The following is a 14,333-nucleotide window of genomic DNA, read 5'->3' on the forward strand; positions in this document are numbered from 1 at the left end:
ATTTCATAGAATTTAGGTATAATTCCACTTGAAAATGATAGTGTATATCCGTATAGATACCTATTATCGTATGATGGGGGTTATCCAAAGTCAACGCCTGAACCGGAAAAGTAAAAATGATGCAAAGAATTGTCGATGTTTGTTCTCGTTCTGTAATATGGTTGTCACAAAAACATCAGTTTACAGTAGCCGCGACTATTCTATATAATTTATGTAACCATGTTTCATAGTGTGAAACGAATATGGATACAAGAGGAGCGGTTCACGATGGAAGACCGTAAATTAACCGTTCGCGCTGTAGAGCGTGCACTTGATATATTGCTGTGTTTTACCGCAGATTCGGATCTTGGCCTAACGGAGATTGCCTCCAAAATTGGTCTACATAAAAGCACGGTTCATCGGCTGCTGACTACGTTGGAGGATCGGGGCTTTGTCGTTCGGAATGCCGAAACGGAAAAATATCGACTTGGCTTCCGCATTTGGGAGCTATCCACGCATTTGTCCCAAAGTGACGAGCCGGCGGTGTTATTACAGCCTGCAATGGAAGGACTACGTGACCGTTTGGGCGAGACGGTCAGCTTGTATTTACGGGACGGCAGCATGCGTATTCGCATACAAGCCGTGCAGAGCAATCAGGCGATCCGCAGGGTTGCGCCTGTAGGTGCGCGTATGCCGCTGGCTGTAGGGGCCTCCAGCAAGGTGCTGGCTGCCTTTATGCCGCCGCAGGAGCTGGAAGCCCTGCTAAGCGGGAATGAATGGCCGCCCTCGGTAGACGCGGAGGTCTATAAAGCCCAGCTGCAGGACATTCGCGAGAAAGGCTATGCGACCAGCTATGAAGAACGGGAGCCTGGGGCTGCTGCTGTGGCTGCGCCAATTGTGAACCGGAAGGGACAGGTCACTGCGGCTTTATCTGTATCCGGTCCGGTCAGTCGGCTTGCACCCGAGACGCTACATGACTTTGCTCCGATTTTGATCGAGGCGGCGAAGGAAATGGGGCTTATGCTCCCGTAACAAGAATGAATACAGTTGAAGCAAGCAAAGTGACTTGATGAGGAGCGTCTCCTTGCTAAATGGAGCCTAGAAGGGTTGCCAAAGCCATAAATTTGAAGTAGTCTGATAAGGATGGCGGAATGTCTGTTATGTCCGCCTCATGTGAATAGAAGTATCACAGTTACTGGGGGAGCCTGTAATGCCGGGCTGAGATGGAATCGTGCAAGATTCCGGACCCTTTGCACCTGATCTGGATCATACCAGCGTAGGGAAGTAATCGGCCATTGAAATGTATACGCAGCTGCTGTCTACGGTGACGCATTGGAATAGGATTTATTCCACATGTGCACGCTCTGGATAGCTGCCTCGTTAGATTAGCCGGTTCCCTGGGGAACCGGCTTTTTTGCATAGATCAGCGCCACCCTGGGAATGGTTCCGGATCGGTGTGTCATTTCAGCGAAACGGGAGGAATGGACAATGAAGCCGACAGAAGTAGAAGGAATAAAAGGAACAGAATTGAAATCAGCAGAAGTAAGGTTGGCAGGAACAAGGGAAGTTGAGGTAGAGAGAACAAACGGGGAGCAAGCCAGTGGGGTAACGCCCTTTCCAGGGAGCCGTAAGGTATATATTCAAGGCTCGCGGCCGGACATTGCCGTGCCAGAGCGGGAAATTGCTCTCCATCCTACACATACGCCGCAGGGCATAGAGCATCATGAGCCATTGCGTGTGTACGATACAAGCGGTCCCATGACTGACGAAGCCTATCAGGTCGATATCCGTCAGGGTCTGCCTCCACTACGGCGAGCGTGGGCACTGGAACGGGGCGATGTGGAGGCTTACGAGGGACGCGCCGTCCAGCCGGAGGATAATGGACTGAAACCTGGTTCCAAACGGGAGATAGTGGAATTTCCCGGCGTGACCAACCGTCCGCTTCGTGCTTCGCAAGGTCGTACAGTGACGCAAATGCATTATGCACGGCGAGGGATCATTACGCCCGAAATGGAATTTGCGGCGATCCGCGAAGGGGTGGAGCCTGAGTTTGTACGGCAGGAGTTGGCGGCTGGACGAGCCATTTTGCCTTCGAATATCAATCACCCGGAAAGTGAGCCAATGGTCATTGGGCGTCATTTTCACGTGAAGATCAATGCGAACATTGGTAATTCTGCGGTTACCTCCTCCATCGAGGAGGAAGTGGAGAAAATGACCTGGGCTGTGCGTTGGGGCTCGGATACAGTTATGGACCTGTCCACAGGCCGTAATATCCATACCACACGTGAATGGATCATTCGGAATTCTCCTGTACCCATTGGGACTGTGCCGCTGTATCAGGCACTTGAAAAGGTGAACGGCGAAGCAGAAGCGCTGACGTGGGAGCTGTATCGCGATACGCTGATTGAGCAGGCGGAGCAGGGAGTGGACTATTTTACAATTCATGCGGGTGTATTGCTGCGGTATATTCCGATGACGGCGAATAGAATGACGGGAATTGTATCCCGGGGCGGGTCGATCATGGCAGCCTGGTGCCTTGCGCACCATCAGGAGAATTTTTTGTATACACATTTTGAAGAAATCTGCGAAATTATGAAAGCCTATGATGTGGCCTTTTCTCTCGGGGATGGTCTACGTCCGGGTAGTATCTATGATGCGAATGATGAAGCACAGTTTGCTGAGCTGGAAACGTTGGGTGAGTTAACGCAAATCGCATGGAAGCATGATGTTCAGGTCATGATTGAAGGACCGGGACATGTCCCTATGCATAAAATCAAAGAGAATGTGGATTTACAAATGGAGATTTGTAAGGAAGCTCCTTTCTATACCTTGGGACCGCTCACGACGGATATTGCCCCCGGATATGATCATATTACCTCAGCCATCGGGGCGGCGATGATCGGTTGGTTCGGGACGTCCATGCTGTGCTATGTTACGCCTAAGGAGCATTTGGGTCTGCCGAATAAGGATGATGTCCGTGAGGGTGTCATTACCTACAAAATTGCGGCACATGCTGCCGATCTGGCGAAGGGCCATCCACGGGCGCAGCAGCGGGATGATGCTTTGTCCAAGGCACGCTTTGAGTTCCGCTGGCGGGATCAGTTCAATCTGTCGCTTGATCCCGAGCGGGCCTTGTCCTACCATGATGAAACGCTACCGGCAGAGGGAGCCAAGGAAGCACATTTTTGCTCGATGTGCGGCCCCAAATTTTGTAGTATGCGCATCACGCAGGACATTCGCGCCTATGCAGCGGATAAGGGGCTGAACACCGAAGAAGCAGTAGCCGCCGGGATGCGTGAGAAGGCAGAGCAGTATCGGGATGGTGGTCAGTAAAACGAATGTGTGAGTTTAGGAACAAATGAATTAAAAAAGCCGTGGTTCTCTACAGTCGATGTAGGAAACTACGGCTTTTTGGCTTATGTAAAGCGGGATCATGCAACCGGATAAACGGCGCCTTATTTTTTACCCATTTTTTCATTCAAAATGTCCTGAAAGCTGAGCTTCTTCTCCGAGCTATCTTCTTTCTTCTGCATACTCACCGCGTTGGCACGTTGGTATTGGTGGTGAAAGGGCATCAGGGTGTGGACGGTTAAGTTCATCGTATTCATGTAGATCATTCCTCCAATTCCATATTGTCAAATTCAGATTGAGTTGCTTAGGACGTCTGTATAGGACTATTTATATGTACTTGATGTCGTAATGCTATGTAGGTTGCTTGGTTATGTTTCAATCATTATACCCACATTTTTTCAAAGTAAAACGCTTTTGACATAAAACAGGAAGATGGTCATGTGTGTCCAAAATGCCGATTAGGAGGATGGTCGTTTTAGGGGAAAATGTGCCTAGGTCTAAAACAAGGGCTAGAGGCCCGTTTTCTTAGTTTAGTAGTCGGGATTGTGTTTTTTTGTCGAATAACCTTGTAAAAGGAGGGTTTTGCGGACTCCTCAAGTCAGGATTGAGGCAGTCTGGTGGCGAATTAAAGTGTCAAAGTTGTATTGACTTTATGTTTGGTAGTAGATACCATGAACTGGTTGTCAGCGTATTTTGACAACAAGAGTCAGCCAATCGATCTGGCGATTCATCCTTTGAAATGTTAGAGAGAGGATTAGAGCATATATGAAAAAATGTATTGCAGACATCGCATTTATTATTCTGGGTGCGTTTTTTTTCGCGCTAGCTGTTAATCTGTTTGTGATCCCGAATGAGTTTGGCGAGGGGGGCGTTACAGGCGTCACAATCATCCTGTACTACCTGTTTCAGTGGTCTCCCTCAATCGTTAATCTGGTGATTAATGGCTTGCTGCTGATTGTCGGATATAAATTTTTGGACAAGAGAACGACCTTGTACACTATCATTGCGGTCGCTTTTAACTCGCTGTTTTTACATTTAACGGTCAACTGGCGGATTGATTCGCATGAGCCTACGATTAATGCCGTTTTTGCCGGAGTTTTGGTGGGGGTCGGCATTGGCTTAATCGTACGGGTAGGTGGCACAACGGCGGGAACGGTCATTTTAGCCCGGATTGCCAACAAGTATTTAGATTGGAATATCAGTTATGGCCTGCTGTTTTTTGATTTGATTGTCGCATTCTCTTCCTATTTTATTATTGGCCCGGAAAAATTGATGCTCACTATCGTTATTTTGTACGTTGGTACGAAGGTGATGGACTTCATGATCGAAGGACTAAACCCGAAAAAAGCCGTCATGATCATTTCGGAGCACCAAGATAAAATTGCCGAGATGGTCATAACGAAAATGGATCGTGGAGTTACTGTCCTGTCAGGCCACGGTTATTACACTAAAAATCCAAAAGAAGTGCTGTATATCGTCATTAGTAAACAAGAGGTATCGGCGCTCAAAAAGATAGTGAAAGCCATCGACACAGCAGCGTTTATCACCATTCATGACGTGCGAGACGTATTCGGAGAGGGTTTTCTGGATATTTCGAAGTAACTCGCGTGCGCGAAGGTAAGGTTATAGGAGAATAGGGTAGGAAGTCGGTCCTGAGGGATCGACTTTTTTGCTGTTGTCCCTCCCTTTGAACGCCTGCCCAACAGCAGCTCCTGCAAACGACCGCGAGAACCCTTTCAATTCGCTGATCCTACGAAGTTTATACTTTCTGATATCTTAAAATATTGGCGTCTTTAATCCGTTGCACGGCTTCCAGCAATCTTTCTTCCGAAGTAACCAAACTAATGCGAACATATCCGCCGCCATGCTGACCAAAAGCTTCACCTGGAATAACGGCAACATGAGCTTTGTCCAATAAAAGGGCGGAAAACTGTTCGGAACTATACCCCTCCGGGACTTTCGCCCATACGAAAAAGGTGCCCGCGGAAGGCCTTACATGCCAGCCGATTTTGTTCAGTCCGTTTACTAATGTATCTCTTCTTTTGTTATATATATCCGTGAGTTGGCGGACGCAGTCCTGGTCGGCTGTTAAGGCAGCGGCGGCGGCATCCTGAACCGCTCCGAACACGTTACCGTAAGCATGTTCAACAAAGCGGTTAACGCCTGCGATAATGGATGGATTTCCAACGGCAAACGCCACTCTCCAGCCGGCCATATTATATGCCTTTGACATGGTGTAAACCTCCACGCCTATTTCTTTGGCTCCTTTCGTTTGCAGTAAGCTAAGCGGCTTGTGTCCGTCAAAGCCAATGGACCCGTAAGCCATATCATGAAAAACGGGAATATTGTGCTTTTTGGCAAATTGAACGGTTTCCGCAAAAAAATGACTTGTTGCCACAGCGCCTGTCGGATTGTTCGGATAATTTAACAACAACAATTTTGTACGGTTGGCGATTTCTACCGGAATCGCGCTATAATCCGGCAGAAATCCATCTTTTTCCTTCACGGGCAAACCGTAAAGATGGGCTTCGGCTAATTTAACCGCGGAATAATACATCGGAAAGGCAGGCTCAGGAAACATGATGGTATCGCCTGGATTTAAAAGACATTGCGGCAGAGCAGCAACGGCGATAATAGACCCGTTAAAAATGGCAATTTCGGTGTCCGGATCAAGATCCACGCCGTATTCACGTTTGTAGAATGCAACAATGGCCTGTTTTAAAGACTTTTTCCCATTGTAAGGTGGATATCCATGGTTGCTCTCCACATCAACAGCCTTTTTCAAGCTATCCACAATATGCTGAGGAGTAGGCAAATCCGGGTTTCCTCTTCCAAGATTAATAATATCAATTCCTTGTCTTTCATAATTGGCAATCGCTTCCGCTTGTTTGGACATGTACTTTCTCGGCAGGGATTTCAGCCGCGTGGACTCCTCAAAAACAAACATACTTTTTTCCTTTCTGCTGATGGCTAGAAGCAATGTGTACCTTAATAACTGTAGCTGCTTGTAATCCTGTTCACTGTCAGGATCGCCCATAGTGCATCATCAGCGGTGACTTTAAACGGCAAACTGTGAATTCTCGATGTTTCAGACGTCATTTTTGCCGCAATCAGCCGCAGAGCTTCCGTGTTGGAATCGTCCAAATGTATATCCTGCAGCGTTGTTGGGAGGCCTATTTTTCTATAAAAAGGAAGGATCGACTTCAGCTCGTCTGTTTTCTTTTCAAGAGCTAATTGAACCAGAATTCCGAACGCTACAAGAGATCCGTGTAAAATCGTATTCGTTCCGGGAATAGCTGTCGCAGCATTAAAGAAGGCGTGTGCGCCAACGCTTTGGGCAAATATACTTCCGAAGCCTCCAACGAGGCCAGCAACGGCAATATTCGTATCAATAACATTTATAAAGGCATCTGTTAATTTTCCGGTCTGCGCGTCTTTGATGGATTGTTCCCCGAACTCGAATAAAAATTCCCTGCATTTGTGCATCATTTCGAAACTCAATTGCATCGGTATGGTTTTGGTCTGTATCTGATTCAAACGGGACACGCCTTCATACCATTTGGCGAGAGTGTCGCCGATACCGGCAACCGTATATTCAACAGGGCTGTTTAAAATGATCTCCGGTTCAATCAGGACAAGATTTGTTGCTTTCGGGAAAGACAAGCTGTCAACATGAATCCCCTCATCATTATAAATAATGCTTACGGCACTGAATGCGGCGCAATTGGAAGCAAGTGTCGGAACAAGTATTTCCGGAATTTGCAGTTGATAGGCCACTGCTTTTACAAGGTCTGCCACCTTTCCTCCGCCGATCCCCATTAATCCTTCCGCTTTATATTGCCTGGCAATAGCTGAGATTCGCTTAATCTCGTTTAGAGAGCATTCACCATTATATTTCTCATATTGAATCCCTAAATTTTCCAGCGAAGGCAAGTAAGGCAGGGCAGCCTGAAGCGATCTTTCTCCATGTATGACAAATAATCTGTTGAGCTTTCTTTCGGAAATCAATTGAGGCAATTGATTCAATATCCCTTTACTGTGATAGTATTCCTGGGGACCAGCTTTCAAAACGACAGTTGATTCCATAATGACGCTACCTCCATTATATTCCTAGTTAATAGGGAGGAATAATATTGATATTATGAGAAATATACTTTGTTCGCAAATTTATGTCAATTATTTCTTAAAGCGCCCCCTAACAGAATTACGTATTTTAGTTATTGACATGCTAAAGCTTGAACTATATATTATAGTAATACTTTAAATCGATAAAACATATGCGTTAACTATGGATTGGGCTTTGCTATGCATGGTAATGTAGTCCAACACGAAAAGGCAGACTAGGCGGAAAGGAAGAAATGCGATGAGCTCCCATGTAATAGATATGGTATTACTAAGAAATAATTTCGGAACAGCTGACATGCGCAGCATCTGGTCGGAGCATAACCGGCTGCAAAAGCATTTTGATGTGGAGGCTGCTCTTGCTCTAGCGGAAGGGGAGTTTGGGATTATCCCTCGGAGTGCCGCCGAAACGATTGCCAAAAACGCGAAGGCTGAATTTGTGGATTTTGCTGAAATCGCAAGTGAAGCGGCAAAGGCAAAGCACTCTTTAAATGCAACCATAAAAGCGTTGCAGTCATTATGTGGCGAGGATGGAGAGTATGTCCACTTTGGAGCAACGACCCAGGATATTGTGGACACAGGAACCATACTGCAATTAAAAGAGGCGCATGCCCTTATCCTTTCGGAGTTGAAAGAGGTTGCGGGAGAGCTTGCCAAGCTTGCCGAAAAATACAAAAGTACGCCGATGGCCGGCCGATCTCACGGCATGCAGGGTCTGCCGACAACCTTTGGCTTTAAATTATCCGTGGTGTTGAGTGAAGTAAACCGCCATATTGAACGGTTAAAAGGCTTGGAGGCCCGGACATTTACCGGTGTTATTGCAGGCGGAGTCGGGACATTTGCTTCTTTTGGTCCTAAAGGGCCTGAAATCGAAGCGAACGCTCTACAAAGACTGGGTTTGTCCGTGCCGGAGATTTGCTGGCATTCGTCGCGAGACAGAATCGCGGAGTACGCCAGTGTTATCGGGTTAATCAGCGGTACATTAGGCAAGCTTGCCAATGAATTCTATAATCTGATGCGGTCGGAGATTGATGAAGTTGAAGAACCTTTTGCAATAGGTAAGATTGGCAGCACAACGATGCCCCATAAACGGAATCCGGCAGCGCTAGAGGGGATAGCAAGCCTGACAAGACCGATTCTCCATAGCGTGTCCCTTATTCAGGATTCCCTTATCGTTGAGCATGAACGGGATGCTATGTCATGGCGGGGCGAATGGATTGCCTTGCCGGAAATCTGCATCTATCTGTCTGCTCAACTGTTATCGACCAAAACGGTTTTGCAGGGTCTGATCGTAAAACCCGATAATATGCTTCGAAACTTAAATCTGCAAGGCGGTCTTCTATTATCGGAAAGAGTTATGTTTGCATTGGCGGAGAGTTACGGGAAGCAGACTGCACATGAGCTTATTTATGAGCTGTCGATGAAGGCCATTGAAGAGCATAAACCGTTTCAGGATGTGTTGGTTGCCAATGAACAAGTCGCTAAGGTGCTGGATGAAACGAAAATAAAAGAGCTGTTAAATCCTGAAACCTATCTGGGCTCCGCGATTGAAAAAGTGGATCAAGTGCTGTTGAAGCAGCATTTCCGTCTGGCGGTTCTTGATGATGCGGAAGAATTGCTCGACCTGACATTAAGAGCTTACCAACCCATAAGGGATTTAGGGATAAATTTTGCTGCGGCACATGCTGATCTGGATTTGGTAAAAAAGCATATCACCCATAACTTGTGTTATGTGCTGGAGCAAAACGGGAAAATGATCGCAACTGTCGCCATTAGGCTACCGTGGGGGGGCCAACCCGGTCCTGCCGGTCTGCCGCATATCGGCTGGCTGGCCGTAGATCCGGCCAATGAGCGGCAAGGAATTGGATCGAAGATTTTGTCATTGGCTGAAGAAAAAATAACGTCCGATATAAAAAGCCCGGCCGTTACATTGGGCACGGCGGAAAATCACCCATGGCTGTCTGCCATGTATGAAAGCAAGGGGTATCACAAAATCGGCACCAAGGATTTGGGCAGAGGTCATACAACGGTTTACTTTAAAAAGGATCTGCAGGCAGCTAAGGTAACTCAAAACATATAAAGCAGAGGGGATTAAGATGAAAAAGTTTCTTGGTATTATGATCGCAGGAATGTTGCTGGTCGTGTTGGCGGCTTGCGGCAATGGAACAAGCTCAAACGGAGAAAAAGTGCTCAGAGTAGGGGCGACAGGACAAAGCTTTCCAAACTCCTTTAAAGAAGGAGATAAACTGGTCGGTTATGATGTTGAAGTGCTGGAGGCTGTAGCCAAGAACCTTGGCTATAAAGTGGAATGGACATTGACGGATTTTTCCGGATTGATGGGTCAAATGGAAGCAGGGAAGCTGGATACGATCGCCAATAACGTAGCCGTAACCGATGAAAGAAAAAAAGTATACAACTTTACGGATAAATACTCAGTCCTTGGCACACAGGTTGCTGTCCGGGCAGACAATAATCAAATTAATACTTTGGATGATTTAAAAGGAAAAACCATCTCAGCCGTTTTGGGGTCCAACAATGTGAAAAATTTTAAAGCCTGGGACACCAAAGGCGAGGTTACTTTAAAAACATACGAAACGCGTGAATCTGCCATGAATGAAGTCATCACGGGCAAGGTGGACGGATATATTAACGCATCCACCACGCTTCTGGCCGAGATTGCCAAAGGCAAGCTTCCACTCAAACTGGTGGGCGATCCGATTTCACATGATGATGTAGCCTTTCCTTTTGCCAGAACGGAACAGGGCGATAAGCTGTTGAAGGAATTTAACGCTGAACTCCAAAAGCTCCGCGATGATGGAACGTTACTAAAAATCTCGAAAAAATATTACGGTGAGGATGTAACACAATAAACTAAGTCTTGAGGTGTACTCTCCAATGGATTTTGATTTTGAATATATGTTGTCCGTATTTCCCAACATTATTAAATATTTACCCTTAACCATTATCATGGCCGTATCGGCCATGATAATGGCAAGTATCCTAGGTTTAATAGTGGCACTTATAAGAAACAGCCGCATTCCTGTACTCACACAGCTTGCGGCTGTCTATATTTCATTTTTTCGGGCGATCCCGATGCTGGTGCAGCTATTTCTATTTTACTTTGGGCTGCCGCAGTTAATTCCCGCTTTTAATAGTATGACGGCATTAACGGCCGCACTGATTGGCTTGAGTTTAAAAGAAGCGGCATTTCTAGCGGAAATTTTCAGAGCTGGGCTGAATTCGGTTGATAAAGGCCAATTGGAGGCAGGTTTATCGGTTGGCATGACGAAATTCCAAACCTACCGCCGGATGATCCTGCCGCAGGCGGCGCGTAACGCGCTACCCGGCACTGGGAATACATTTATTACGCTTATTAAAGAAACGGCACTGGCGTTTACGTTGGGTGTGGCCGAGATGTTTGCCCAAGCCAAAATGATGGCGGCGGAAAGCTTCAAATTTTTTGAAACGTATTTGGCAGTCGGGCTTTTATATTGGTTTATTGTTATTGGAGTATCGTCACTTCAGCGCGTGGCAGAAAAAAGAATTAACCGGCCTTATCAACAATAGGAGGTTGACGAATGATATCGGTTAAAAACCTGCATAAACGTTTTGGCAATTTGGTTGTGCTAAATGGCATCGATATAGAGGTGAAACAGGGCGAAGTCGTTGCGATTATTGGCCCTTCAGGCTCAGGAAAGTCAACATTGCTCCGGTGTCTGAATTTATTGGAAACTCCTGATCAGGGGGAAATAAAAATCGGAAGCGCCAGGATAAATGCTGAAAAATTTTCCGGGAAAGAAGTGCATTTATTAAGACAGCAAACGGCGATGGTGTTCCAGAATTATAATTTGTTTAAGAATAAAACAGCTCTACAGAATATTACGGAATCTTTAGTGATCGCCAAAAAAATGAAAAAAGAAGCTGCAAGTCAAATAGCGCTCGATTTATTGAAGCAGGTTGGCCTGGTGGATAAAAAGGACAACTACCCGGTTACCTTATCCGGTGGACAACAGCAGCGTGTCGGCATTGCCAGGGCATTGGCGGTTGATCCCCATGCGATTTTGTTTGATGAGCCGACCTCCGCGTTGGACCCGGAGCTTGTGGCGGAAGTATTGCAGGTAATCCGGTACATTGCGAAAAGAAACACGACGATGATCATTGTCACCCATGAGATGGCCTTTGCGAAGGAAGTCGCCGACAAGATTATTTTTATGGCTGACGGCCATATTGTCGAGCAGGGAACTCCAGCGCAAATCTTTGAGCAATCCGTAAATCCGCGTACCAAACAATTTTTGCAGCAGCTGGGCGGCCGAGCAGCTGGCAGCGAAGAGGAACCGAGGGAGGAATCGTTCAGTGGCACTTTCTGATCATCAAAAACAATTACAGCAAAAGCTAGTCGCATACCGCAGAGAATTGCATGAGCATCCGGAGCTTTCCTTGCAGGAGCATGAAACGACTGCAAGGATTAAACGCTGGTTGGCGGACAATGGCATTCCAATTCTTGATTTTCCGCTAGAGGTGGGCGTTATTGCCGAAATCCAGGGCGAGCTTCCCGGACCGACCATCGCCGTTCGCGCGGATATCGACGCCCTGCCCATTCGAGAAGAAACGAAAGTGGATTTTGTGTCTAAAAATGACGGGGTTATGCATGCGTGCGGACATGACTTTCACACCGCCTCTATGATTGGAGCGGCTATTTTGCTGAAAGAAAAAAAGTCGCAATTAAAGGGAGCTGTCAGATTCATTTTTCAGCCGGCAGAGGAAATCGCCCAAGGTGCGAAAGTAATTGCCCAAGCCGGAGCACTTGAAGGGGTGAAAGCCATTTTCGGCATGCACAATAAGACTGATTTGCCTGTCGGCACAATTGGCATCAAAGAAGGTCCGTTGATGGCCAGTGTAGATAAATTTGAGTTGGATGTGATCGGCGTGGGCGGCCATGCCGGCATTCCAAATAACAGCATCGATCCTATTGTGGTCGGTGGGCAAATTGTTTCCGGCCTGCAGTCGATTGTCAGCCGGAGTCTTAGTCCGTTTCACAATGCGGTTATTAGTGTGACGCGGTTCCAATCCGGGAACACATGGAATGTCATTCCGGACAAAGCGGAGCTGGAAGGAACCGTGCGAACCTTTCAGGAAGAAGCGCGAAGTCGTATCCCCGTGCTCATGAAACGCACTGCGGAAGGGATTGCCGCCGGATACGGAGCCTCGGTGGATTTCCGTTGGTACAGTTATCTTCCCTGCGTGAATAATAACGGGAGATTTACGGATGCCGCCACGGATGCGGCCAAAGACTTGGGCTATAAGGTTGTGGATGCCGCGCAAAGTCCCGGCGGAGAAGATTTTGCTTTTTATCAGGAAACCATTCCCGGATTTTTTGTATGGATGGGTGTGGATGGTCCTCAGGAATGGCATCATCCCGCATACTCGCTAAATGAAGATGCTCTGATTGTCGCCGCAAATTATTTCTCGCATCTTGCCGTGAAGGTATTGGAGCAATGGAACTGAACAATCTGTCGTTAACAAGCGGGTTTGTTGACTGCATTCAAGCTGCGGACCCGCTAGCCTCGCGAGAAGCGGTGCATATGGCCAAAATGGGGCTTGTTGATTTTATTGCCTCATGTCATGCAGCCAGCGGCGATATAAGTGTCCAGAAGCTTAAAAAGCATTTGGACATGGACGGAGGGGCGGGACTTGTTCCTGTCATCGGTCAGAATATGAAAACAGCGCCGCTTCATGCCACTCTCTTAAACGGGTTTATAGGCCACGCGCTTGATTTTGACGATGTTCATTCCGATGTTCGCGGCCATCCGAGCACTGTTATTTTGCCGGTGCTTTTTTCGCTGGCTGCGAGCAAGTCGGCTAAAAAAGATTTGCATGGCAAAAGGCTTTTGGCCTCCTATATTATCGGGGTCGAAGTTATGGCCAGGCTTGGGCAAGCCATCGGAAAAGACCATTATGCCAAAGGCTGGCACAATACCGGTACACTCGGAGCCGTTGCCGCTGCTGTTGCGGGAGCTTATTTTTTAGACATGAGTCATCAGGAAATGTGCCGGGTGATAGGTTTGGCGGCGACGCAGGCCAGCGGTCTAAGGGTTCAGTTCGGGACGGAAGCTAAGCCGTTGCATGCGGGTTTGGCTGCGCAAGCGGCCCTGCAATCGATTTTATTTACCGAATATCAGTTAAGCGGCACGGCGGCAGGATTGGATCAGGAGCTGGGCTTTTTTGCTGTATACGGACAAGGCGAACAATATGCGGCTCCTTTTTTATTGGATCATTGGCAACATGGCTCATGGAAAATAGCAAACCCGGGTTTATGGTTTAAACTGTATCCCTTTTGCTCCGCAGGGTACCATGGAGCGGATGCAGCCTTGCGTTTAGTGGCTAACTATCCGATAGACCAGGAGCGAATCAAGCAAATCAACATCATTTTCCCCCAAGGCGGTGATGCCGCTTTAGTGCAGCATACTCCGCTGACAGGTGAACAAGGCCGCTTTAGCATAGAATATATTGTCGGATTGATTCTTTTGCATTATCCGCTTTCAATTGGAAATTTTCAGACACAACCTATTGCGGAAGATGTACGAATGTTCATGAACAAGATCAAGAGAAGGTACAGCGATGTCATTCAACCTGTTCCCAATAGTATCCCGAAAGACAGATTTACAATTGTGGAAATCATAACAGACAGCAACGAAATATGGAGCGAGCGTGTGGATGCGCCCAAAGGTTCGGCCCTGCAGCCGTTAACTGATGAAGAAATGCAATACAAACTGAAGACCTGCCTGCAAAACGACCAGGCTTCACGCCGAATCCTGCAATATGTCGATGGCTTGGAGGACTATCCGGTTTCCGGGCTGCTCTCCTTATTATAGCTGGAAAGA

12 protein-coding genes and 1 riboswitch are annotated in these 14,333 nt (G+C 47.2%); of the genes, 9 read left to right on the plus strand and 3 right to left on the minus strand.

All coding sequences use genetic code 11. The features are described from left to right. Nucleotides 1-267: 267 nt before the first annotated feature. Together NSQ68_RS03675 and thiC are read left to right on the plus strand one after the other, a co-directional pair. Complete coding sequence (locus tag NSQ68_RS03675) at nt 268-1,011, plus strand: IclR family transcriptional regulator (RefSeq protein ID WP_039270658.1); 744 nt, start codon at nt 268-270, stop codon at nt 1,009-1,011. A 155-nt stretch (nt 1,012-1,166) separates the two neighbouring features. Continuing rightward, a riboswitch (TPP riboswitch) is annotated at nt 1,167-1,279 on the plus strand. Nucleotides 1,280-1,467: 188 nt separating this feature from the next. After that, entirely contained in the window at nt 1,468-3,312 is a 1,845-nt protein-coding gene (gene thiC, locus NSQ68_RS03680) for a phosphomethylpyrimidine synthase ThiC (RefSeq protein ID WP_342428000.1), read from the plus strand. A gap of 122 nt (nt 3,313-3,434) precedes the next feature. Here the strand turns inward: thiC and NSQ68_RS03685 are convergent, their stop codons facing one another. Continuing rightward, on the minus strand, nt 3,435-3,587 hold the full coding sequence (locus NSQ68_RS03685) for a hypothetical protein (RefSeq protein WP_010348453.1): 153 nt from the start codon (nt 3,585-3,587) through the stop codon (nt 3,435-3,437). 508 nt (nt 3,588-4,095) lie between these two features. Between NSQ68_RS03685 and NSQ68_RS03690 the strand changes: the two genes are divergently transcribed. Further along, on the plus strand, nt 4,096-4,932 hold the full coding sequence (locus NSQ68_RS03690; RefSeq protein ID WP_029515776.1) for a YitT family protein: 837 nt from the start codon (nt 4,096-4,098) through the stop codon (nt 4,930-4,932). Between the two features lie 157 nt (nt 4,933-5,089). Here NSQ68_RS03690 and NSQ68_RS03695 read toward each other — a convergent pair whose 3' ends face one another. Together NSQ68_RS03695 and NSQ68_RS03700 are read right to left on the minus strand one after the other, a co-directional pair. Continuing rightward, the gene (locus NSQ68_RS03695; protein WP_342428001.1) at nt 5,090-6,277 is read right to left on the minus strand and encodes an aminotransferase class I/II-fold pyridoxal phosphate-dependent enzyme; all 1,188 of its coding nucleotides are present in this window, start codon (nt 6,275-6,277) and stop codon (nt 5,090-5,092) included. A gap of 41 nt (nt 6,278-6,318) precedes the next feature. Then, nucleotides 6,319-7,416, minus strand: coding sequence for an iron-containing alcohol dehydrogenase family protein (locus tag NSQ68_RS03700; RefSeq protein ID WP_342428002.1), 1,098 nt, complete (start codon nt 7,414-7,416; stop codon nt 6,319-6,321). A 277-nt stretch (nt 7,417-7,693) separates the two neighbouring features. Between NSQ68_RS03700 and purB the strand changes: the two genes are divergently transcribed. From purB to NSQ68_RS03730, 6 genes are read left to right on the plus strand one after another with little or no spacing between them, the layout of a single operon-like run. Continuing rightward, nucleotides 7,694-9,532: an adenylosuccinate lyase gene (gene purB / locus NSQ68_RS03705; protein ID WP_307352506.1), complete on the plus strand. Its 1,839-nt coding sequence runs from the start codon at nt 7,694-7,696 to the stop codon at nt 9,530-9,532. A gap of 10 nt (nt 9,533-9,542) precedes the next feature. Then, the gene (locus tag NSQ68_RS03710; RefSeq protein ID WP_342429062.1) at nt 9,543-10,322 is read left to right on the plus strand and encodes an amino acid ABC transporter substrate-binding protein; all 780 of its coding nucleotides are present in this window, start codon (nt 9,543-9,545) and stop codon (nt 10,320-10,322) included. Nucleotides 10,323-10,347: 25 nt separating this feature from the next. Next, nucleotides 10,348-11,019: an amino acid ABC transporter permease gene (locus NSQ68_RS03715; RefSeq protein WP_307352508.1), complete on the plus strand. Its 672-nt coding sequence runs from the start codon at nt 10,348-10,350 to the stop codon at nt 11,017-11,019. Nucleotides 11,020-11,030: 11 nt separating this feature from the next. Continuing rightward, entirely contained in the window at nt 11,031-11,819 is a 789-nt protein-coding gene (locus NSQ68_RS03720; RefSeq protein ID WP_342428003.1) for an amino acid ABC transporter ATP-binding protein, read from the plus strand. Further along, nucleotides 11,806-12,957: a M20 peptidase aminoacylase family protein gene (locus tag NSQ68_RS03725; RefSeq protein ID WP_307352512.1), complete on the plus strand. Its 1,152-nt coding sequence runs from the start codon at nt 11,806-11,808 to the stop codon at nt 12,955-12,957. Before NSQ68_RS03720 ends, NSQ68_RS03725 begins: the two co-directional genes overlap by 14 nt. Next, a complete protein-coding gene (locus NSQ68_RS03730) occupies nt 12,948-14,324 on the plus strand; it encodes an MmgE/PrpD family protein (protein ID WP_342428004.1) in 1,377 nt (458 codons plus the stop codon). The genes NSQ68_RS03725 and NSQ68_RS03730 overlap by 10 nt, the downstream gene beginning before the upstream one ends. The last annotated feature ends 9 nt before the right edge of the window (nt 14,325-14,333 follow it).

Source organism: Paenibacillus sp. FSL L8-0158, assembly GCF_038592965.1.
Taxonomy (GTDB): domain Bacteria; phylum Bacillota; class Bacilli; order Paenibacillales; family Paenibacillaceae; genus Paenibacillus; species Paenibacillus polymyxa_D.